The organism is Rhodobacter flavimaris (assembly GCF_021378075.1).
Classification (GTDB): Bacteria; Pseudomonadota; Alphaproteobacteria; order Rhodobacterales; family Rhodobacteraceae; genus Rhodobacter; species Rhodobacter flavimaris.
The window spans coordinates 212,653-231,910 of sequence record NZ_JAJUOS010000001.1; the positions used below are offsets into that span (position 1 = coordinate 212,653).

The 19,258-nt window shown below is 63.8% G+C and carries 22 protein-coding genes; 18 read left to right on the top strand and 4 right to left on the bottom strand.

Annotated elements, in window-relative coordinates; all coding sequences use genetic code 11:
* Positions 1-25: 25 nt before the first annotated feature.
* From LZA78_RS01075 to cysE, 18 genes are all read left to right on the top strand, one after another.
* Positions 26-349, top strand: a complete 324-nt coding sequence (locus LZA78_RS01075; RefSeq protein ID WP_218629189.1) for a hypothetical protein — start codon at positions 26-28, stop codon at positions 347-349.
* On the top strand, positions 273-1,646 hold the full coding sequence (locus LZA78_RS01080) for a DNA-packaging protein (RefSeq protein ID WP_233675107.1): 1,374 nt from the start codon (positions 273-275) through the stop codon (positions 1,644-1,646). Before LZA78_RS01075 ends, LZA78_RS01080 begins: the two co-directional genes overlap by 77 nt.
* Before the next feature lie 91 nt (positions 1,647-1,737).
* Entirely contained in the window at positions 1,738-2,916 is a 1,179-nt protein-coding gene (locus LZA78_RS01085) for a phage portal protein (protein WP_233675108.1), read from the top strand.
* Position 2,917: 1 nt separating this feature from the next.
* Entirely contained in the window at positions 2,918-3,151 is a 234-nt protein-coding gene (locus LZA78_RS01090; protein ID WP_218629186.1) for a GTA head formation protein, RCAP_rcc01685 family, read from the top strand.
* A 10-nt stretch (positions 3,152-3,161) separates the two neighbouring features.
* Positions 3,162-3,719 carry an HK97 family phage prohead protease gene (locus LZA78_RS01095; protein ID WP_233675109.1) on the top strand — a complete coding sequence of 186 codons (558 nt, stop codon included), beginning with the start codon at positions 3,162-3,164 and terminating at the stop codon, positions 3,717-3,719.
* Positions 3,720-3,751: 32 nt separating this feature from the next.
* The gene (locus tag LZA78_RS01100) at positions 3,752-4,948 is read left to right on the top strand and encodes a phage major capsid protein (RefSeq protein ID WP_233675417.1); all 1,197 of its coding nucleotides are present in this window, start codon (positions 3,752-3,754) and stop codon (positions 4,946-4,948) included.
* Between the two features lie 183 nt (positions 4,949-5,131).
* A complete protein-coding gene (locus tag LZA78_RS01105) occupies positions 5,132-5,725 on the top strand; it encodes a head-tail connector protein (RefSeq protein ID WP_233675110.1) in 594 nt (197 codons plus the stop codon).
* Positions 5,722-6,057, top strand: a complete 336-nt coding sequence (locus LZA78_RS01110; protein WP_233675111.1) for a head-tail adaptor protein — start codon at positions 5,722-5,724, stop codon at positions 6,055-6,057. The genes LZA78_RS01105 and LZA78_RS01110 overlap by 4 nt, the downstream gene beginning before the upstream one ends.
* Positions 6,054-6,461, top strand: coding sequence for a DUF3168 domain-containing protein (locus tag LZA78_RS01115; RefSeq protein WP_233675112.1), 408 nt, complete (start codon positions 6,054-6,056; stop codon positions 6,459-6,461). The genes LZA78_RS01110 and LZA78_RS01115 overlap by 4 nt, the downstream gene beginning before the upstream one ends.
* A gap of 69 nt (positions 6,462-6,530) precedes the next feature.
* Positions 6,531-6,944 (top strand): phage major tail protein, TP901-1 family, encoded by a 414-nt coding sequence (locus tag LZA78_RS01120; RefSeq protein ID WP_233675113.1) that lies wholly within the window; start codon positions 6,531-6,533, stop codon positions 6,942-6,944.
* 7 nt (positions 6,945-6,951) lie between these two features.
* Positions 6,952-7,272 (top strand): gene transfer agent family protein, encoded by a 321-nt coding sequence (locus LZA78_RS01125; protein ID WP_233675114.1) that lies wholly within the window; start codon positions 6,952-6,954, stop codon positions 7,270-7,272.
* Positions 7,269-7,487 (top strand): rcc01693 family protein, encoded by a 219-nt coding sequence (locus LZA78_RS01130; protein ID WP_233675115.1) that lies wholly within the window; start codon positions 7,269-7,271, stop codon positions 7,485-7,487. The genes LZA78_RS01125 and LZA78_RS01130 overlap by 4 nt, the downstream gene beginning before the upstream one ends.
* A complete protein-coding gene (locus LZA78_RS01135; RefSeq protein ID WP_233675116.1) occupies positions 7,480-8,142 on the top strand; it encodes an RcGTA-type gene transfer agent tail tape measure protein in 663 nt (220 codons plus the stop codon). Before LZA78_RS01130 ends, LZA78_RS01135 begins: the two co-directional genes overlap by 8 nt.
* Before the next feature lie 11 nt (positions 8,143-8,153).
* Positions 8,154-8,789: a DUF2460 domain-containing protein gene (locus LZA78_RS01140; RefSeq protein WP_233675117.1), complete on the top strand. Its 636-nt coding sequence runs from the start codon at positions 8,154-8,156 to the stop codon at positions 8,787-8,789.
* Positions 8,786-9,676, top strand: a complete 891-nt coding sequence (locus tag LZA78_RS01145) for a phage/gene transfer agent baseplate hub protein (RefSeq protein ID WP_233675118.1) — start codon at positions 8,786-8,788, stop codon at positions 9,674-9,676. The genes LZA78_RS01140 and LZA78_RS01145 overlap by 4 nt, the downstream gene beginning before the upstream one ends.
* On the top strand, positions 9,673-10,119 hold the full coding sequence (locus tag LZA78_RS01150) for a C40 family peptidase (protein WP_233675119.1): 447 nt from the start codon (positions 9,673-9,675) through the stop codon (positions 10,117-10,119). The genes LZA78_RS01145 and LZA78_RS01150 overlap by 4 nt, the downstream gene beginning before the upstream one ends.
* Before the next feature lie 12 nt (positions 10,120-10,131).
* On the top strand, positions 10,132-14,049 hold the full coding sequence (locus LZA78_RS01155) for a baseplate multidomain protein megatron (RefSeq protein ID WP_233675120.1): 3,918 nt from the start codon (positions 10,132-10,134) through the stop codon (positions 14,047-14,049).
* Positions 14,050-14,155: 106 nt separating this feature from the next.
* Positions 14,156-14,968: a serine O-acetyltransferase gene (gene cysE / locus LZA78_RS01160; protein WP_233675121.1), complete on the top strand. Its 813-nt coding sequence runs from the start codon at positions 14,156-14,158 to the stop codon at positions 14,966-14,968.
* Positions 14,969-15,013: 45 nt separating this feature from the next.
* Here the strand turns inward: cysE and LZA78_RS01165 are convergent, their stop codons facing one another.
* The 4 genes from LZA78_RS01165 to LZA78_RS01180 all read right to left on the bottom strand — a co-directional run bounded on the left by LZA78_RS01165 (position 15,014) and on the right by LZA78_RS01180 (position 19,136).
* Positions 15,014-16,282 carry a 2-oxo acid dehydrogenase subunit E2 gene (locus LZA78_RS01165; protein WP_233675122.1) on the bottom strand — a complete coding sequence of 423 codons (1,269 nt, stop codon included), beginning with the start codon at positions 16,280-16,282 and terminating at the stop codon, positions 15,014-15,016.
* A gap of 12 nt (positions 16,283-16,294) precedes the next feature.
* Complete coding sequence (locus tag LZA78_RS01170) at positions 16,295-17,659, bottom strand: pyruvate dehydrogenase complex E1 component subunit beta (protein WP_233675123.1); 1,365 nt, start codon at positions 17,657-17,659, stop codon at positions 16,295-16,297.
* Positions 17,660-17,671: 12 nt separating this feature from the next.
* Positions 17,672-18,676, bottom strand: a complete 1,005-nt coding sequence (gene pdhA, locus LZA78_RS01175; RefSeq protein WP_233675124.1) for a pyruvate dehydrogenase (acetyl-transferring) E1 component subunit alpha — start codon at positions 18,674-18,676, stop codon at positions 17,672-17,674.
* Positions 18,677-18,842: 166 nt separating this feature from the next.
* Positions 18,843-19,136: an FtsB family cell division protein gene (locus LZA78_RS01180; RefSeq protein ID WP_233675125.1), complete on the bottom strand. Its 294-nt coding sequence runs from the start codon at positions 19,134-19,136 to the stop codon at positions 18,843-18,845.
* Positions 19,137-19,258: the final 122 nt, after the last annotated feature.

Sequence of the window (19,258 nt, forward strand, 5' to 3'; positions counted from 1 at the left end):
GCATGAGGAGCGGGTTCTGTAGCACATGGATATGACTTTCTCGGGTGGGGAAGGCCCTTCAGTCGATCTGCTGAAGGAAACGGAAACTCTTTATCGGGAAGTGGCCGAAGAGCTGGCGCTGGCGATGCGGGGGGTTCGCCAGGGCGAGGTGTCGGATGCCAAGGCCGCCATGCAGGCGGTCAAGGATCTTCGCATCGCCTTCCAGATGGTAATGGATGAAAGGACACGGGTTGAAAAACTCCGCAAACAGGTTGCAGGGGTCGTCCGAGATCATGCGCTCGACTTCGACGCAGCCCGATCTGAGATCGGGCGCCGCCTGGCTCGCCTCCGCGACGCCGGAGGATGTTGACGCGTTTCTGGACGGGCTGGAGGACAACGCGCTTCTGGCCCTGCCATGGATGTTCGAGTTCTGGGCGCTGCCGCATCAGTTGCCGCCGAATGGGGCCTGGAAAAGCTGGGTCATCATGGGCGGGCGCGGTGCGGGCAAGACGCGGGCCGGGGCCGAGTGGATGCGCGCGCAGGTGGAAGGTGCGTGTCCCCTCGACCCCGGCAGGGCGCATCGCGTGGCGCTTGTGGGGGAAACCTTCGACCAGGTGCGCGATGTGATGATCTTTGGCGATAGCGGGATCATGGCGTGCTCGCCTCCCGACCGGCGGCCCGAGTGGGAGGCCACGCGGCGGCGGCTGGTCTGGCCCAACGGGGCGACCGCGCAGGCGTTCTCGGCGCATGAGCCCGAGGCGCTGCGCGGGCCGCAGTTTGATGCGGCCTGGGCGGACGAACTGGCCAAATGGAAGAAGGCCGAGGAGACGTGGGACATGCTGCAATTCGCGCTGCGGCTTGGCGATCATCCACAGCAGGTCGTCACGACGACGCCGCGCAATGTGGGCGTGCTGAAGGCGATACTGAACAACCCCTCGACCGTGGTGACCCATGCCCCGACCGAGGCGAACCGGGCCTATCTGGCGTCCTCGTTCCTTGAGGAGGTGCAGGCGCGCTATGCGGGCACCCGGCTCGGTCGGCAGGAGTTGGAGGGTGTGCTGCTCGACGATGTCGAGGGGGCGCTTTGGACGACTTCGGGACTGGAGGGGGCGCGGATCGCCTCGGCGCCCGAGTTGGACCGGATCGTGGTGGCGCTGGACCCGTCGGTGACGGGGGGCAGCGCCTCGGACGAATGCGGGATCGTGGTGGTTGGCGCGGTGACGCGCGGGCCGGTGCAGGATTGGCGCGCGGTGGTGCTCGAGGATTGCTCGGTCCAGGGCAAGCCGACCGACTGGGCGCGGGCCGCGATCCGCGCGATGGAGAAATACGGGGCCGAGCGGCTGGTGGCCGAGGTCAACCAGGGCGGCGATATGGTGGAAAGTGTGATCCGGCAAATCGACCCACTGGTTCCATTCAAGGCGCTGCGTGCCGCGCGCGGCAAGGCGGCGCGGGCAGAACCCGTCGCCGCGCTTTATGAGCAGGGGCGGGTGCGCCACCTTCGGAGCGGTCATCTGGGCGCGCTGGAGGATCAGATGTGCCGCATGACCACCCGTGGCTATGAGGGGCGCGGCTCGCCCGACCGGGTGGACGCGCTGGTCTGGGCGCTGACCGAGCTGATCATCGAGCCCTCGGCGCATTGGCGCCGGCCGCGGGTCAGGGGCCTCTGAGCAGGGCAGATAATCATTCGCAAGGGCCGGGATTTCCCGGCCCTTTTCTTTGGTCGGGTCCATGGGGCCGGGCCGCGACGAGGAGAACGGGATGGGATTGAATTTCTTTCGCAAGGCCGAGCCGCAGGGCGCGCCTGAGCAGAAGGCCTCGGTCACAGGGCGGATCGTGGCCATGGCATCGGGGGCGGGCCGGGTGGTCTGGTCGCCGCGCGATGCCGTCAGCCTGACGCGCAGCGGCTTTACTGGCAATCCGGTGGGGTTTCGCTGCGTTAAGCTTATTGCGGAGGCAGCCGCCGCTGTGCCACTCGTCTGCCAGGACAGCGAGCGCCGCTATGAGCTGCATCCGCTGATCGATCTGATCCGGCGTCCGAATGCGGGGCAAGGCCGTGCCGAGCTGTTCGAGGCGCTCTTTGGTCAGATGCTGCTGACCGGCAATGGGTATCTGGAGGCTGTGGCCTCGGAAACCGGCCTCCCGCGCGAGCTGCATGTGCTGCGATCCGACCGGATGTCGGTGGTACCCGGCGCGGATGGCTGGCCGGTGGCCTATGAATATGCCGTGGGCGCGCGCAAGCACCGCTTCGACATGACCGGGCACCCCGATCCGATCTGCCATATCAAGAGCTTCCATCCGCAGGACGATCATTACGGCCTGTCGCCAATGCAGGCGGCGGCAACCGCGATGGACGTGCACAACTCGGCCAGCGCCTGGTCAAAGGCGCTGCTGGACAATGCCGCGCGGCCCTCGGGAGCGATTGTCTACAAGGGCTCGGACGGGCAGGGCACACTGAGCCCCGAGCAATATGACCGCCTGGTCTTCGAGATGGAGACGCATCATCAGGGCGCACGCAATGCAGGGCGGCCGATGCTGCTGGAAGGTGGGCTCGACTGGAAGCCGATGGGGTTCAGCCCCTCGGATATGGAGTTTCACGAGACCAAGGCCGCCGCCGCGCGCGAGATCGCCGTGGCTTTCGGTGTGCCGCCGATGCTGCTGGGGATCCAGGGCGACGCAACCTACGCGAATTATGCCGAGGCGCACCGCGCGTTTTATCGCCTGACGGTGCTGCCGCTGGTAACGCGGGTCAGTGCAGCGGTGGCGTGGTGGCTTTCTGGCTTCATGGGAGAGGTGATCGAGCTGAAGCCCGACCTCGACCAGATCCCGGCACTGGCGACGGAACGCGACGCGCAGTGGAAGCGTATCGGCGAGGCTGTCTTCCTGACTGCGGCCGAAAAACGCTCGCTGCTTGGTCTGCCGCCGGTCTCGGAGGCGTGAGATGGCGGCAGGCGGGTCGCGCTTTCTCAAGGAGCCGTTCGAGGTTCACGAGCAGCGCTTCGAGGCGACCGAGCGGATCATGGAGTTGCAGTTCACCCAGGTGGATCGGCGGTTGGAGCGCATCGAGGCGATGATCGAGGGGCTGGAGAGGCGACTGTGGATGACGGTTTACGGGGTCGTGGCCGTGATCCTGACGCAGGCGGTGCAGGGCGTTTTGGAATACGCTCCGAAATAGGGAAATGCACATGAAGACAATTGATTATGGCCTTGAGTTGAAGTTCTCACAGGCGGGTGAAACGGTGCAGGTAACCGATGGCACGGTGATCGAGGGTTATGCCTCGCTTTACGGCGTTCCCGATCAGGGCGGCGATGTGGTGCAGCCCGGCGCCTATGCCCGGAGCCTTGAGCGGCTGCGGGCGCGTGGCGGCACGGTCAAGATGCTTTGGCAGCACGATCCCGCCCAGCCGATCGGCGTGTGGGACGATATCCGCGAGGACGCGCGCGGGCTCTATGTCAAAGGGCGGCTCCTGCTGGATGTGGAGCGCGCGCGCGAGGCGGCGGCACTGATCGGCGCGGGGGCGATTGACGGGCTGTCGATCGGTTATCGCACGGTCAGCGCCCAGAAGGACGCAAAGGGCCAGCGGCTTCTTGCGGAACTGGAGCTTTGGGAGGTCTCGCTGGTGACCTTCCCGATGCTTCGCGAAGCGCGGGTTACGGCGAAGGGCGACAGCCCCGACCCCGAGACCTGGCGCGAGATGGTCGAGGCGCTGAACGGCGCCGCGGCGGAACTGGCCCGGCGATAAGCCCGGCTCATACCCATGGAGATCGAGTGACGATGAAGACCGAGTGCAAGGCTCGGGCCGGGACGGGTCTGTCCGACGGCCCCGCCCCGGCGATCGAGGTAAAGACCGCGCTGGCCGGTTTCCTGAAAGAGATCAAAGGCTTTCAGGATGAAGTGAAGACGAAGATGCAACAACAGGATGAGCGTTTGACCATGCTGCAGACCAAGACTTTCGCCGGGCGTCCCGCCCTTTCCGTCGCCGCCACCGAAGAGGCGCCGCACCAGAAGGCGTTCGCGGCCTATCTGCGCTCGGGTGACGACGATGCGCTGCGTGGCCTTGTGATGGAAGGCAAGGCGCTGAACACCTCGGTTTCGGCCGAGGGCGGTTACCTTGTGGACCCGCAGACCTCCGAGACGATCCGCGGCGTGCTGAAGGCCACCGCCTCGATCCGCCAGATCGCAAATGTGGTCAATGTCGAGGCGACCTCTTTCGACGTGCTGGTCGATCACACCGAGATGGGTTCGGGTTGGGCCACCGAGACCGCGACCCTGTCCGAGACGGGCACGCCGCAGATCGACCGTATCTCGATCCCGCTGCATGAGCTGTCGGCGATGCCGAAGGCCTCGCAGCGGCTGCTCGATGACAGCGCCTTCGATATCGAAAGCTGGCTGGCGGGGCGCATCGCGGACAAGTTCGCCCGCGCCGAGGCGGCGGCTTTCGTCAATGGCAACGGCGTGGACAAGCCGACCGGCTTCCTCAGCCATGCCTCGGTCGCGAACGACGCCTGGGCTTGGGGCTCGCTTGGCTATGTGGCGACCGGCGCCGATGGCGATTTCGCGGCGCTGAATGCCTCGGACGCAATCGTGGATCTGGTCTATGCGCTGGACGCCGAATACCGCGCCAATGCGACCTTCGTGATGAACTCGAAGACCGCCGGTGCGGTGCGCAAGATGAAGGATGCCGATGGTCGCTTCCTGTGGTCGGACGGTCTGCAGGCGGGTGAGCCCGCGCGCCTCATGGGCTATCCGGTGCTGATCGCCGAGGATATGCCGGACATCGCCTCGGGCGCCCATGCGATTGCCTTCGGCGACTTCAAGAACGGCTACACCATCGCTGAACGCCCCGATCTGCGGGTTCTGCGCGACCCCTTCTCGGCCAAGCCGCATGTGCTGTTCTACGCCTCGAAGCGCGTCGGCGGCGATGTGAGCGACTTCGCGGCGATCAAGCTGCTGAAATTCGCCGCCTCGTAAGGGGCGCGAAGCGGGGTGTGCGGGTAACCGCGCACCTGTGAGCCGAGAAACCGGCTTCGGGCGGGCGCGGGTTTGACCGTCGTCGCCTAGCTGCTCCCTCCGTCCGAGCGGCGGCGGGAGGGCCTGCGTCCGATCCCCGTGGCCCTGCGCCGCGGGAACCCATGCGACTTTCGGAGAGTTTTTATGATGTTGAAAGAAGTGACAGCGGTCGCCTCGGCGGCGCTGCCGATGGCTGCGTTTCGCGACCATCTGCAACTGGGGAGCGGGTTTTCCGATCTCGGGGCGGAGGATGCGGCGCTGGAGGCCTATCTGCGCGCTGCCATTGCGGCGATCGAAGGGCGTATCGCAAAGGCGCTGCTGACGCGCGACTTCGTGCTGACGCTTTCGGACTGGCGGGATGGGATGAGCCAGCCGCTGCCGATCGCGCCTGTCGGTGTGCTGCACTCGGTGCAGATGGTCGACACTACGGGGGCCATTGCCGAAGTCTCCGCAGCGTGTCGCCTGGTCCCCGACATGGGGCGCCCGAGGCTTGAGGCGGTTTCCGGCACCCTGCCGCCGATTCCGCGAGGGGGCCGCGCTGATATCCGCTTTGCGGCGGGGTTCGGCGCGGCATGGAACGACCTTCCGGCCGATCTGGCGCAGGCAGTCATGTTGCTCGCCGCGCAGTATTTTGAGCGTCGCCACGACGCGGGCGCAGGGCAGGACGCGATGCCATTCGGCGTCGCTTCCCTGATCGAGCGCTGGCGCACCGTGCGGGTTCTTGGGGGGCGCGCATGACCCCGGTTCTCAATCGAAAACTGGTTTTGGAAGAGGCGCAGCGCAGCCCGGATGGCGGCGGCGGCCATCGGCTTGACTGGGTGCGCCTTGGCGATCTGTGGGCGCAGGTGACGGCTGGCACGGGCAATGAGCGCGCCGGAGAGGCGGTTACGCTTGCCTCGGTGCCCTATCGGATCGTGGTGCGGGCGGCCCCGGTGACCAGCCCGCGTCGCCCGCGCCCCGATCAGCGGTTTCGCGAAGGCGCGCGGGTGTTCCGCATCCTGTCGGTGGCCGATGCGGACCCGGCGCAACGCTATCTTGTCTGCTTCGCCCGTGAGGAGGTGGTCGCATGAGCTACGTGATTTCCGCATTCCTTCAGGCCGCGGTCTATCAGCGCCTGCTAGCCGATCCCGGCGTGTCGGCCCTGGTGGGCGGGGCCGTCTATGACGCGGTGCCGCCGGGCGCCGCGCCGATGACCTATGTCACGCTTGGCCCCGAGGATGTGCAGGATGCCTCGGACATGACCGGCTCGGGCGCCACGCATGATTTCGTCGTGTCGGTGGTGACCGGTGAGGCCGGTTTCCATGGCGCCAAGGAGATCGCGGCGGCGATCTCGGACGCGCTGAGCGACGCGGCGTTGGAGCTTGAGCGAGGTGCGCTGGTGGCCTTGTGGTTCGTTCGGGCCAAGGCCCGGCGCGTCGAGAAAGCCGACACGCGGCGCATTGATCTGACCTTCCGCGCGCGGGTCGAGGGCTGAGGCACAAATCCGCCCACGGGCAGGCCCCACGCGGGCCGCAATTTTCACGTCATTTAGGAGACTTCGGCCATGGTGGCGCAGAACGGCAAGGACCTTCTGATCAAGCTTGACCTCAACGGGGGCGGGCAATTCGAGACCATCGCGGGGCTGCGTGCCACGCGCATCAGCTTCAACGCAGAAACGGTGGATGTGACCTCGCTCGAAAGCCAGGGCGGCTGGCGCGAGTTGCTGGGCGGTGCGGGGGTGCGCTCGGCCTCGATCTCGGGCTCGGGCGTGTTCAAGGATGCGGCGACCGATGAGCGCGCGCGGCAGATCTTTTTCGACGGCGAAGTGCCGGATTTCCAGGTCATCATCCCGGATTTCGGCATCGTGCAGGGACCGTTCATGATCACCTCGGTGGAATACGCGGGCGCGCATAACGGCGAGGCCAGCTATGAGCTGAGCATGGCTTCTGCCGGTGTGCTGAGCTTCACGGCGCTCTGAGGTGGCGATGGCGAACCCTTGGGCAGGAGAGGTCGAGGTCACGCTCGACGGTGCACGGCATGTGGCGAAGCTGACGCTTGGCACATTGGCCGAGTTGGAGGCCGAACTGGGGGAGGGCAGCCTGCTCGACCTAGTTCGGCGCTTCGAGAGCGGTGCCTTCTCGACGCGCGATGTGCTGGCCCTGCTGGTTGCGGGGCTGCGCGGCGGTGGCTGGCGCGGCGGTGCCGAGGATCTGCGCGCGGTGGAAATCGCTGGCGGCCCGATCGAGGCCGCCCGCATTGCCGCGCAGCTGCTGGCCCGCGCCTTCACGGTGCCGGGGAGCGCATGAGCGGACTGGATTGGCCCGGCCTGATGCGGGTCGGGATGCGGGGGCTTGGCTTGCGACCCCAGGAGTTCTGGGCACTGACCCCTGCGGAATTAGCGCTGATGCTGGGGGAAGCCTCGGGGTCGGCGCCACTGACCCGCGCACGTCTTGATGAACTGGTGGCGCGGTGGCCCGACGTGGCCGCTGCGGGCGAGAGGAAAGGAACAAGCGATGGTTGAAGTCGAAGGGTTGGACGGGCTGAGCGTGCAGGCCGCCCTGCTGGAGCGCAATCTTGCAGGCGCCGAGGCGATTGCGGGAGCGTTCAACGCCGAGTTAGGGCGAATGCGCGAGGGGATGCTGTTCACCGGGCGCGAGGTGAACTCGTTGACCAATAGCATTGGGCGCGGGCTGCGGCGCGCGTTCGACGGGCTGGTTTTCGACCGCATGAAGCTTTCGGATGCGTTGCGCTCGGTCGCGCAGACCATGGCGGACAGCGTCTATTCGGTGGCGATGCGACCGGTGCAGAACGCGCTTGGCGGCGCTATCGCGCAGGGGATGAGCAGCATGCTCGGTGGCCTCTTGCCGTTTGCGCAGGGAGGGGCGTTCAGCCAGGGGAGCGTCATGCCTTTTGCGAAAGGGGGCGTGGTGAGCGCGCCGGTCTCTTTCCCGATGCGTGGCGCGACCGGCCTGATGGGCGAGGCCGGGCCCGAGGCGATCATGCCGCTGACCCGAGGCGCCGATGGCCGCCTTGGCGTGCAGTCAAGTGAGGGTGGGCGCGCCATTAACGTGGTGATGAACGTCTCGACCCCAGATGTCGGCAGCTTCGCGCGTAGTCAGGCGCAGATCGCCGCGCAGATCAACCGCGCCCTGGCGCGCGGGCATCGTAACAGCTGAGGAAGACGATCATGGCCTTTCACGAAGTCCGGTTTCCGGCAAATCTGAGTTTCGGATCGGTTGGCGGCCCCGAGCGGCGAACCGAGATCGTCACGCTGACCAACGGCTATGAAGAGCGCAACACGCCCTGGGCGCATTCGCGGCGGCATTACGATGCGGGTGTGGGGCTGCGCTCGCTTGATGATGTCGAGCGGTTGATTGCCTTCTTCGAGGCACGGCAGGGGCAGATGCACGCGTTTCGCTGGAAGGACTGGGCGGATTTCAAATCCTGCCCGGCCTCACAAAGCCCGGGTTTTGAGGATCAGCTGATCGGGATCGGCGACGGGCAGACGACCCGTTTTCAACTCTGCAAGACATACGCATCAGGCGGGGCGAGTTATGTTCGTCCGATTGCAAAGCCCGTGCAGGGCACTGTTCTGGTCGGCTTGCAGGATGATCAGCAATTCGAAACCGTTCACTTCTCGGTCGGCCTTGAGGATGGGTGGATCACTTTCGTGGACGCCCCGGCCGACGGGGCGCGGATCACGGCGGGGTTCGAATTCGACGTTCCTGTTCGCTTCGATACCGACCGCATTCAGGTTTCGGTACAGTCGTTCCAGGCGGGCGACTTGCCGCAGGTTCCCGTGGTGGAGGTGCGCCTTAGATGAGCGACATTAGTAAGTTTAACGATCATCTTGCTACTGGATGCACGACGATTGCCCGTGCTTGGGCGGTTGAGCGGACCGATGGTTTGGTTCTTGGTTTCACCGATCACGACCGGGCGCTGAACATCGATGGGGTTGCGTTTCAACCCGAAAGCGGGATGACGGCGAAGGCTGTCGTGCAAAGCACGGGCCTGTCGGTGGACAACTCCGAAAGCTATGGCGTGCTGAGTTCGGATTCGATCTCGGAAGAGGACATCCTTGCCGGGCGCTACGACCGCGCGGAGGTGCGCGTCTGGATTGTGAACTGGGCGGAGCCCGCGCAGCGGCAGATGATCTTCCGGGGCCATATCGGCGAGCTCTCGCGGTCCTCCGGCGGGTTTAGGGCTGAGTTGCGTGGCCTCTCTGAGGCGCTCGGGCAGGAATACGGGCGCATCTACCACCCGCGCTGCTCCGCGGTGTTGGGGGATCGCTTCTGCCGTTTCGATCTGGGGCGTGAGGGGTATGCGGTGGAACTGGCCGTCGAGGCGGTCGAAGGCGATGCGAAGTTCCAATTCGCGCAACTGACGGGATATCAGCCGCGCTGGTTCGAAAAGGGGCGGCTTCGCGTTCTGAGCGGGAAAGCCGAAGGGCTGTTCGGTGTGATAAAGAACGACCGGATACTGGCCAACGGCGCGCGTTCCGTTGAACTCTGGCAACAGATCGGTGCCGTGGTCCAGCCTGGGGACACGGTGCGCCTCGAGGCTGGCTGCGATCGGCGCGCGGAGACGTGTCGCATGAAGTTCAATAACTTCCTGAACTTTCGCGGCTTCCCGCATATTCCCGGCGAGGATTGGCTCATGAGCTACCCGGTGCGCAGCGGCGCGAACGATGGCGGCAGCCTATTCAAATGACCGAAGCTCTGGTTGGCGCGAAACGCGGTGCGGCATTGGCGCTAGCCCGTGAATGGATCGGAACGCCCTATCAGCATCAGGCATCGGTCAAAGGCGCGGGCACGGATTGTCTGGGGCTGCTGCGCGGTATTTGGCGGACGCTCTATGGGTGCGAGCCCGAGGCGATCCCAGCCTACACGCCTGACTGGTCAGAGCCTGCGCGTGAAGAGCGCATCCTGACCTCGGCGCGTCGTCTCATGATCGAAGGGCGGGGGGCGATCGTCCCTGGGCAGGTTCTGGTCTTTCGGATGCGCGACGGCGCCGTTGCCAAACATCTTGGCCTGATGAGCGCAGATGGCGAGCGCGCGGCGTTCATCCACGCCTATACCGGGCATGGCGTCATCGAGAGCCCATTTTCGACCCCGTGGCGCCGCCGCGTGGTCGCACATTTTGACTTTCCTTGAGGAGCCGACGAGATGGCTACGATTTTGCTTTCCGCAGCCGGGGCTGCGATCGGTGGTGCTTTTGGGGGCACGGTCCTTGGCCTCTCGGGGGCGGTGATTGGCCGAGCGATCGGTGCGACACTCGGTCGTGCGGTCGATCAACGGTTGCTTGGGGTCGGCTCGCAGGCTGTCGAGATGGGCAAGGTCGACCGACTGCGGCTGACCAGCGCAAGCGAAGGCGACGCGGTCGGCAAGCTCTGGGGGCGTATGCGTGTCTCTGGGCAGGTGATCTGGGCCACGCGTTTCTTCGAAACCAAGAAGGTCAAGAAAAGCGGCAAGGGAGCCCCGCGCGTTACTACGATGACGTATAGCTATTCGGTCAGCCTTGCCCTCGCGATCTGCGAGGGCGAGATCCTGCGTATCGGCCGGGTTTGGGCGGACGGCGTCGAGATCGACAAGGCTGCGCTGAACATGAGGGTCTACAGCGGTTCGGAAAACCAGTTGCCGGACCCGAAGATCGCTGCGGTAGAGGGGGCGGATGTTGCTCCGGCTTATCGCGGCATTGCCTATGTCGTTTTCGAAGACCTCGCGCTTGCCGAATATGGCAATCGCATCCCGCAGCTCTCCTTTGAGGTTGTGCGTCCCGCGCAAGGCGCGCAGATTGAGGACTTGCCCGATCTGGTGCGTGCCGTGAACGCGGTTGCGCTGATTCCCGGCACGGGTGAATATGCCTTGGCGACGCAGCCCGTATATTGCGTTTCGCGCTCGGGTGGGAAAAAGAGCACCACGGTTGCGAACCAGAACGCGTCTGACAGCAAGACGGATTTCGCGCTGGCGCTTGAAGCGCTTGACGAAGAACTGCCCGAATGCGAGGCGGTCTCTCTCGTCGTGAGTTGGTTTGGCGATGATCTGCGCTGCGGCGAGTGCACGCTTAAGCCAAAGGTTGAAAAGACCGACGGCGACGCAAAGGGAATGCCCTGGAATGTTTCGGGGGTGACGCGCGCGATGGCTGCGCAGGTTCCCCTTCTTGATGGCAAGCCGGTCTATGGTGGCACGCCGACCGATGCGTCGGTGATCGAGGCAATCACTGCGCTGCGTGGGGCCGGAAAGTCTGTCACGTTCTACCCGTTCATCCTGATGGATCAGTTGGCGGATAACGACCTTCCCGACCCGTGGTCGGATGCAGCGGACCAGCCGGTCTTGCCTTGGCGCGGTCGTGTGACTCTCGCCGAGGCCCCAGATCGTCCTGGGTCTGTGGATCGGTCTGTTGCGGCAGAAGAGCAGGTTCGCGCCTTCTTCGGCTCTGTCGAGCCCAATGATTTTTTGCGCATGGGATCCAGAGTTCTCTATATCGGCCCGGCCGAGTGGTCGATGCGCCGCTTCATCCTGCACTATGCGCATCTTTGTGTCGCTGCGGGCGGTGTCGATGCGTTTTGCATCGGGTCGGAAATGGTTGCCCTGACGCAGATCCGGGGTGCCGGGGACAGCTTTCCGGCGGTCGAGGAGCTTCGCAGGCTTGCGGCCGATGTGCGTGAGATCCTCGGGCCGGATTGCAAGATCGGCTACGCGGCAGACTGGTCCGAGTACTGGGGGTATCAGCCTGGTGACGGCTCGCGCTATTTCCACCTTGATCCGCTTTGGGCCGATGACAACATCGATTTCATCGGGATCGACAATTACATGCCGATCTCGGACTGGCGCGACGGCGATGATCATGCCGACCGGGCGTGGGGGTCGATCTATAATGTCGATTATCTTCAGGCCAATATCGAAGGCGGAGAAGGGTTCGACTGGTATTACGCGAGCGAGTCTGATCGCGATCGGCAAATTCGGACGCCTATTCGGGATGGCGCGTTTGGTGAAGACTGGACCTGGCGCTATAAGGATATCCGCGCGTGGTGGGAAAACCCGCATCACGAACGGATCGACGGTAGTCGCGCAGCCGCGCCCACTGATTGGGTGCCGCGCTCGAAGCCGATCTGGTTCACTGAACTTGGCTGTGCGGCTGTGAACAAGGCGACGAACCAGCCCAATAAGTTTGTCGATCCCAGAAGCTCGGAGTCAGCCCTACCGTATTATTCGGATGGGCGGCGCGATGAGTTCATCCAGATGCAGTATCTGCGCGCAGTTCTCGACTACTGGAAGAGCCCGGAGAATAACCCGGTCTCTGAGGTCTTCGAAGGCACGATGGTGGATACCTCGCGCGCCCATGTTTGGGCTTGGGATGCGCGCCCTTATCCGCAGTTTCCGTCAAACCTTTCGCTTTGGGCGGATGGCGCGAACTACGCGCGGGGGCACTGGATCTCGGGCCGTTCTTCGGCGCAACCCTTGGCGAATGTTGTGGCCGAGATTTGTTCCGATGCCGGGGTGCAGGATATCGACACGTCTAAGCTTTATGGGGTCGTGCGCGGCTATGTAACTGCGGGAGGCATCACCGGGCGTGGCGCCTTGCAGGGCCTCGGGCTTGCCTACGGTTTTGATGCCGTCGAGCGGGATGGAATGCTGGCTATCGTTATGCGCGACGGCACGGCAAGCGCGGTATTGACTGAAGATGACCTGGTCGAGGGTGCCGGTCTGAGCGGCGTTGAAGCGACGCGCGCACCCGAGGCCGAACTGGCGGGCCGTATCCGCCTGACCTATGTCGAGGCCGACGGTGATTTCGAAACCCGCGCGGTGGAGGCGGTGTTCCCCGACGAGCGCGCGGGTGCCGCCTCCGCTACCGAACTGCCGATTGCCCTGTCTCGCTCGCAGGCACTGGGCGTCTCAGAGCGGTGGCTTTCCGAAGCGCGGGTAGCACGGGATGGCGTGCGGCTGACGGTGGCTCCGTCGCGCAACGACCTGAAGACCGGCGACGTTTTCGATCTGCGCCGGGGCGATGAGACGCGCCTCTATCGAGCTGATCGGATCGAGCGCACAGAGGCGTTGCAGATCGAGGCGACCCGCGTTGAGGTTTCGGTTTATTTGCCCTCGGACGAGGTCGAGGAGAATACGATCCTCAAGCCCTTCGCGGCTTTGACACCTGTCCAGGCGGTGTTCCTCGACCTGCCTCTGTTGACCGGGCAGGAAAACCCTTACGCGCCGCATCTAGCGGTATCCGCCGAACCATGGCCGGGTGAGGTCGCGGTTTACTCTGCAGGCGACGACTACGGCTATGGTCTGAATGCCCTGATTGATGGCCATGCGGTTATCGGAGAGACGCTCTCGCCATTGTCGGCCGCGCAGCCCGGCGTCTGGGATCGAGGGGCGCCGCTGCGCATCGCCCTCGCATCGGGCGAGTTGGAATCCGCCGACACCAGGCGCGTCTTTAACGGTGCCAATCTGATTGCCATTGGTGATGGTTCTTCCACGGATTGGGAGTTGTTCCAGTTCGCGCAAGCGACCCTTGTCGAGCGCGATGTCTGGGAAGTCAGTCTGCGTCTGCGTGGCCAGCTTGGGACTGATGCGATTATGCCAGCGGTCTGGCCTGTCGGCAGCACGGTCGTCCTTATTGACGAGGCGCCCCGGCAGATCGAGGTGCTCGCCTCCGCCCGAAACCTGGCGCGCCACTATCGCATCGGCCCCGCAAGCAGGCCATATGATGATCCTTCTTATGAGCATGTGGTTGAGGCGTTTCCGGGTATTGCGCTGCGGCCGCTTAGCCCCGTTCATCTCAAATCCAGCCGAACTGCAAATGGTATCGCGTTCGAATGGAAACGTCGCACCCGCCTTGATGGCGACAGCTGGGAAGGGGTAGATGTTCCGCTTGGTGAAAGCGCCGAGCAATATCGTGTCCGAGTGATGGTGAACGGCGCCATCCGTCGGGAGGATGTCACTTCCGCTCCTTCCTGGGTGTATTCTGAAGCCATGCAGGCTAGCGACGAAATTAGTGGTGATTTCGAACTGCTCGTCGCCCAGGTTTCCGAGGTGTTTGGCGCCGGGGCATGGGCGCAACTGTCGGTGTCGATTTCCTGAGCGACTGACAGAACTTGCCGGATGCGGGCTTTTATCTCTCCGAGACTTCCCCTATTCGGCAATCAGCCTATGTGATAGGCTCGCTACAGGAAGAAGGAGCCTCGAAATGGCTGAAACGCGCGCGAAATTCGCAACGGTCGATCCGGTCTGGTCGCGTATTTGCGACGAGGCGCGTGCGGCGGTGCAGGACGAGCCCTTGCTTGGGGCTCTGATCCACGCCGGCCTATTGCATCACTCGACCATGGAACGGGCGCTGGCCTACCGGTTTTCGCTTAAGCTTGCTTCGGGCGAAATGAGTGAGCAGATCCTGCGTGAGATCGCAGATGAGGCATATGGCGAAGATGCGGGGCTTGGTCAGTCGGCTCGCGCCGATCTGGTCGCCGTGTTTGATCGCGATCCGGCCTGCCATCGATTCTTGCAGCCTATTCTCTTCTTCAAAGGGTATCAGGCCCTTCAGTCCTATCGCATCGCGAATTGGCTGTGGCGTCAGGGGCGTCGCGATATGGCCTATTTCGTGCAGATGCGGACATCCGAGATTTTCGGTGTCGATATCCATCCAGCGGCGCGGATTGGGAAGGGCGTGATGATCGACCACGCGCATTCCATCGTCATCGGTGAGACTGCGGTTGTCGGTGACAACGTGTCGATGCTGCATTCGGTGACTCTCGGCGGGACCGGCAAGGAAGAGGAAGATCGCCATCCGAAGATCGGCGATGGCGTCCTTATCGGTGCAGGTGCCAAGGTTCTGGGGAATATCAAGGTTGGCGCAAACAGCCGCATCGCCGCTGGTTCGGTGGTGCTGGAGGAGGTGCCCTGCTGCAAGACCGTTGCTGGCGTACCTGCGAGGATTGTGGGGGAGGCAGGTTGCGATCAGCCATCGGTCAAGATGGATCATCGCCTGAAAGATTGCGAAGACTAAAAGAAAAGGCCGGAGCATCGCACCGGCCTTTTTTTGATTTTCGGCTCAGGCGAGCATCGCCACCGGGTTTTCGAGGTTCTCGACAATCGCCGACAGAAGCTGCGCACCAAGAGCGCCGTCGATCACACGGTGATCGACAGAGAGCGTCATCGACATCATCGTGGCGACTTCGATCTCACCAGCCGCGTTGACGATCGGCTTCTTCACGCCAGCGCCGACGGCAAGGATTGCACCATGCGGCGGGTTGATCACGGCGTCGAAGTTCTCGATGCCGAACATCCCGAGGTTCGAGATCGCGAAGCTGCCGCCCTGGTATTCATGCGGCGTGAGCTTGCGGTCGCGGGCACGCTTTGCGAGGTCCTTCATCTCGGACGAGAGCTTGGACAGCGACTTGCCTTCCGCATCCTGAAGCACAGGTGTGAACAGCCCGCCTTCGATGGCAACCGCAACGGCGACGTCCGAGGCTTTCATCTTCAGCACCCGGTCGCCCGCCCAGACGGCATTCGCATCCGGCACGGCCTGAAGCGCAAGCGCGCAGGCCTTGATGATGAAGTCGTTGACCGACAGCTTTACGCCACGGCTTTCCAGCTTGCGGTTCAGATCGCCACGGAACGCCATGAGAGCGTCCAGCCGCACTTCGCGACGCAGATAGAAGTGCGGGATGGTCTGCTTGGCCTCGGTCAGGCGCGCCGCAATCGTCTTGCGCATCCCGTCGAGCGTGACTTCGGTGTAGCTGCGGCCCTCGTAAAGCTTGGCAATGGTCGAGGCCGACACTGCAGGCGCAGCCGGAGGTGCGGCAGCAGCCGGGGCAGGTGCCGCCTGAGCGGCAGCTTTCGGCGCCGCGCTCACGCCTTCCACATCCGCCTTGACGATCCGACCGTGCGGGCCGGAGCCCTTCACGGTCGCCAGATCAAGACCCTTCTCGGCAGCGATGCGCCGCGCGAGGGGCGAGGCGAATACGCGCTGACCATCGGCCTTGGGCGCAGCCGGGGCAGGCGATGCAGCCGCGGCAACAGGTGCCGAGACAGCGGCTGGAGCCGCAGCCGCCGGGGCGGCGGTGCTGGCGTCTTCGCCTTCCTCAACGAGGATCGCGATGGGCGTGTTGACCTTCACGCCAGCGGTGCCCGCCGCGATCAGGATCTTGCCGACGATACCCTCGTCCACGGCCTCGAATTCCATCGTGGCCTTATCGGTTTCGATCTCGGCCATGATGTCGCCCGCCGAGACAGTATCACCCTCTTTCACGAGCCATTTCGCAAGCGTCCCTTCCTCCATCGTTGGGGACAGTGCGGGCATCAGGATTTCGGTTGCCATTATTCTTCCCCCTCAGCGATAGGTGACCTGTTTCACAGCCGCGACGATTTCGTCGGGCGTGATCAGGGCCAGTTTTTCAAGGTTCGCAGCGTAGGGCATCGGAACGTCCTTGCCCGTGCAGTTGATGACCGGAGCGTCGAGGAAATCGAACGCGCGCTCCGTGATCGTGGCGCTCAGGTGGTTGCCGATCGAGGCGACGGGCCAGCCTTCTTCCACGGTGACGCAGCGGTTGGTCTTCATGACCGAAGCAATCACGGTGTCATAGTCGATCGGACGCAGCGTGCGCAGGTCGATCACCTCTGCCGAGATGCCAATCTCCGCCAGCTTGTCCGCCGCGTCGAGCGTGTGCGCCATACCGATCCCGAACGAAACCAGCGTCACATCGGTGCCTTCGCGCCAAATGCGGGCCTTGCCGAAGGGGATGGTGAAGTCATCCAGCACCGGCACTTCGAATGAGCGACCGTAAAGGATCTCGTTCTCGAGGAAGATAACCGGGTTCGGATCGCGGATCGCCTGCTTGAGCAGACCTTTCGCGTCCGACGCCGAATAGGGCATCACCACCTTGAGGCCGGGGATCTGCGCATACCATGCCGCGAAGTCTTGCGAGTGTTGCGCGCCGACCCGAGCCGCCGCGCCATTGGCGCCACGGAACACGATCGGACAGCCCATCTGCCCGCCCGACATATAGAGCGTCTTGGCGGCCGAGTTGATAATGTGGTCAACGGCTTGCAGGGCGAAGTTGAAAGTCATGAACTCGACGATCGGGCGCAGGCCGCCAAAGGCCGAGCCGACTGCGATGCCGGTAAAGCCATATTCGGTGATCGGCGTGTCGATCACGCGCTTGGCGCCAAATTCGTCCAGCAGGCCCTGGCTGATCTTGTAGGCGCCCTGGTATTCGCCGACCTCTTCACCCATCAGGTAAACCGTGGGATCGGCGCGCATTTCCTCGGCCATGGCCTCGCGCAGCGCCTCGCGCACGGTCATTGTCTTCATCGGCGTGCCTTCCGGCCAGTCCGGCGAGGCTTTCGAGACGACCTCGACCGGGGCGGCGGCCACGGCGGCGACAGGCGCAGCCGCTTCGGCGACCGGCGCGGCGGTGGGGGCTGCTGCGGCAGGGGCCGCATCGGCGCTTTCGCCTTCCTCGACCAGAACGGCGATCGGTGTGTTGACCTTCACGCCGGCCGTGCCTTCGGCCACGAGGATCTTGCCGACGATACCTTCATCGACCGCCTCGAATTCCATCGTCGCCTTGTCGGTCTCGATCTCGGCGATGATCTGGCCGGATTTGACCTCGTCGCCTTCCTTGACCAGCCATTTCGCAAGCGTCCCTTCCTCCATCGTGGGGGAGAGCGCGGGCATCAGAATTTCGGTTGCCATGATTTCACTCCCTCACGCGTAGATGTCGGTCCAAAGCTCCTCGAGCGCGGGCTCTGGGCTTTCCTTCGAGAATTCGGCGGCTTCGTTGACGATGACCTTGATTTCCTTGTCGATCGCCTTGAGGTCGTCGTCGGTCGCATGCCCGCCATTCAGAAGCAGGTCGCGCACGTGCTCGATGGCATCGCGCTCTTCGCGGATCTTCTGCACTTCTTCGCGGGTGCGGTACTTCGCCGGGTCCGACATTGAGTGGCCGCGGTAACGGTAGGTCTTGACCTCAAGGATATAGGGGCCTTCGCCCGAGCGGCAGTGCGCGATGGCCTTCTCGCTCGCGGCTTTCACCGCCAGAACGTCCATGCCGTCAACCGGCTCGCCGGGTATACCGAAGGCCTGACCGCGCGTGTAGAGCTCGGGCGTCGAGGTCGAGCGGCGCTGCGCCGTACCCATGGCGTATTGGTTGTTCTCGATCACGAAGATCACCGGCAGCTTCCAAAGTGCCGCCATGTTGAACGTTTCGTAGATCTGGCCCTGGTTGGCCGCGCCATCGCCGAAATAGGCGAAGGTTACACCACCGTTTTCCAGGTATTTGTCGGCGAATGCGAGGCCCGCGCCAAGCGGCACCTGCGCGCCAACGATGCCGTGGCCGCCGTAGAAATGCTTCTCTTTCGAGAACATGTGCATCGAGCCGCCCTTGCCGCGCGACAGGCCGCCCTCACGGCCGGTCAGCTCGGCCATCACGCCCTTGGGGTCCATCCCGCAGGCCAGCATGTGGCCGTGGTCGCGATACGAGGTGATGCGCTTGTCGCCCTCGCGGGTCGCAGCCTCAAGGCCCACGACGACCGCTTCCTGACCGATATAGAGGTGGCAGAAGCCGCCGATCAGGCCCATCCCATAAAGCTGGCCCGCCTTCTCCTCGAAGCGGCGGATCAGCAGCATTTCACGGTAGTACTTGAGCAGTTCGTCCTTCGAGACGTTCGCGCCGGGGGCGCTTTTCGTCTCGGGATTCTTGCGTGTTGCCATCGGGCATCCTCCCCAGAACAGAATAGTTCAACGTTAAACTAGTTTCTAACGTAGCTTGGGTTGAAACGCAACGCTTGTGTGCGCCGAATGTGACCCAAGGGCAATTTTCTGCGGAAAAACGCCGAAAGCCCCGCAAGCGGGGCGTTTCAAAACGATTTGGGACGGCTTAGCGGATGACGATTTCATCCGTGCGGATAGTGCCAAGCACCTCGCGCGCGCGCTCATCCAGCAGATCGAGGTCCAGATACTCGTCCGATAGGCGTTTGGTCACATTCGCCATGCGCAGCACTTCGGCGCGCAGGGCGTCGCGTTCGGCCGTGCGGTCGGCGATCTCGGATTTAAGCTGCACGCGGCGAAACACGCCACTGGGGCCTTGCACGGCGGCAAAGGTGAAATACGCCCCGAGCACGAAGCAGATCGAAAAGAAGATCAGAGGGCCGATGGTGCGGCGCTTGTGCATGATGGGTGCTCTGCCTGTTGTGCCTCTTGCCGGGCGATGCGCGAAGGATGCCATATCCGGTTTCGCTTGTGAATCCCTCGGCGAAGGTTTCGGTGGAAAAATCGCGTGAAAGCGGGCAGGGG

Coding starts and splice junctions, on each gene's coding strand:
- LZA78_RS01105 (WP_233675110.1), top strand. CDS start 5,132: ATGATGTTGAAAGAAGTGACAGCGGTCGCCTCGGCGGCGCTGCCGATG.
- LZA78_RS01130 (WP_233675115.1), top strand. CDS start 7,269: ATGAGCGGACTGGATTGGCCCGGCCTGATGCGGGTCGGGATGCGGGGG.
- LZA78_RS01170 (WP_233675123.1), bottom strand. CDS start 17,659: ATGGCAACCGAAATTCTGATGCCCGCGCTCTCCCCCACGATGGAGGAA.
- LZA78_RS01095 (WP_233675109.1), top strand. CDS start 3,162: ATGAAGACAATTGATTATGGCCTTGAGTTGAAGTTCTCACAGGCGGGT.
- LZA78_RS01120 (WP_233675113.1), top strand. CDS start 6,531: ATGGTGGCGCAGAACGGCAAGGACCTTCTGATCAAGCTTGACCTCAAC.
- LZA78_RS01115 (WP_233675112.1), top strand. CDS start 6,054: ATGAGCTACGTGATTTCCGCATTCCTTCAGGCCGCGGTCTATCAGCGC.
- LZA78_RS01075 (WP_218629189.1), top strand. CDS start 26: ATGGATATGACTTTCTCGGGTGGGGAAGGCCCTTCAGTCGATCTGCTG.
- cysE (WP_233675121.1), top strand. CDS start 14,156: ATGGCTGAAACGCGCGCGAAATTCGCAACGGTCGATCCGGTCTGGTCG.
- pdhA (WP_233675124.1), bottom strand. CDS start 18,676: ATGGCAACACGCAAGAATCCCGAGACGAAAAGCGCCCCCGGCGCGAAC.
- LZA78_RS01080 (WP_233675107.1), top strand. CDS start 273: ATGCGCTCGACTTCGACGCAGCCCGATCTGAGATCGGGCGCCGCCTGG.
- LZA78_RS01140 (WP_233675117.1), top strand. CDS start 8,154: ATGGCCTTTCACGAAGTCCGGTTTCCGGCAAATCTGAGTTTCGGATCG.
- LZA78_RS01180 (WP_233675125.1), bottom strand. CDS start 19,136: ATGCACAAGCGCCGCACCATCGGCCCTCTGATCTTCTTTTCGATCTGC.
- LZA78_RS01090 (WP_218629186.1), top strand. CDS start 2,918: ATGGCGGCAGGCGGGTCGCGCTTTCTCAAGGAGCCGTTCGAGGTTCAC.
- LZA78_RS01125 (WP_233675114.1), top strand. CDS start 6,952: ATGGCGAACCCTTGGGCAGGAGAGGTCGAGGTCACGCTCGACGGTGCA.
- LZA78_RS01155 (WP_233675120.1), top strand. CDS start 10,132: ATGGCTACGATTTTGCTTTCCGCAGCCGGGGCTGCGATCGGTGGTGCT.
- LZA78_RS01135 (WP_233675116.1), top strand. CDS start 7,480: ATGGTTGAAGTCGAAGGGTTGGACGGGCTGAGCGTGCAGGCCGCCCTG.
- LZA78_RS01145 (WP_233675118.1), top strand. CDS start 8,786: ATGAGCGACATTAGTAAGTTTAACGATCATCTTGCTACTGGATGCACG.
- LZA78_RS01100 (WP_233675417.1), top strand. CDS start 3,752: ATGAAGACCGAGTGCAAGGCTCGGGCCGGGACGGGTCTGTCCGACGGC.
- LZA78_RS01110 (WP_233675111.1), top strand. CDS start 5,722: ATGACCCCGGTTCTCAATCGAAAACTGGTTTTGGAAGAGGCGCAGCGC.
- LZA78_RS01150 (WP_233675119.1), top strand. CDS start 9,673: ATGACCGAAGCTCTGGTTGGCGCGAAACGCGGTGCGGCATTGGCGCTA.
- LZA78_RS01165 (WP_233675122.1), bottom strand. CDS start 16,282: ATGGCAACCGAAATCCTGATGCCCGCACTGTCCCCAACGATGGAGGAA.
- LZA78_RS01085 (WP_233675108.1), top strand. CDS start 1,738: ATGGGATTGAATTTCTTTCGCAAGGCCGAGCCGCAGGGCGCGCCTGAG.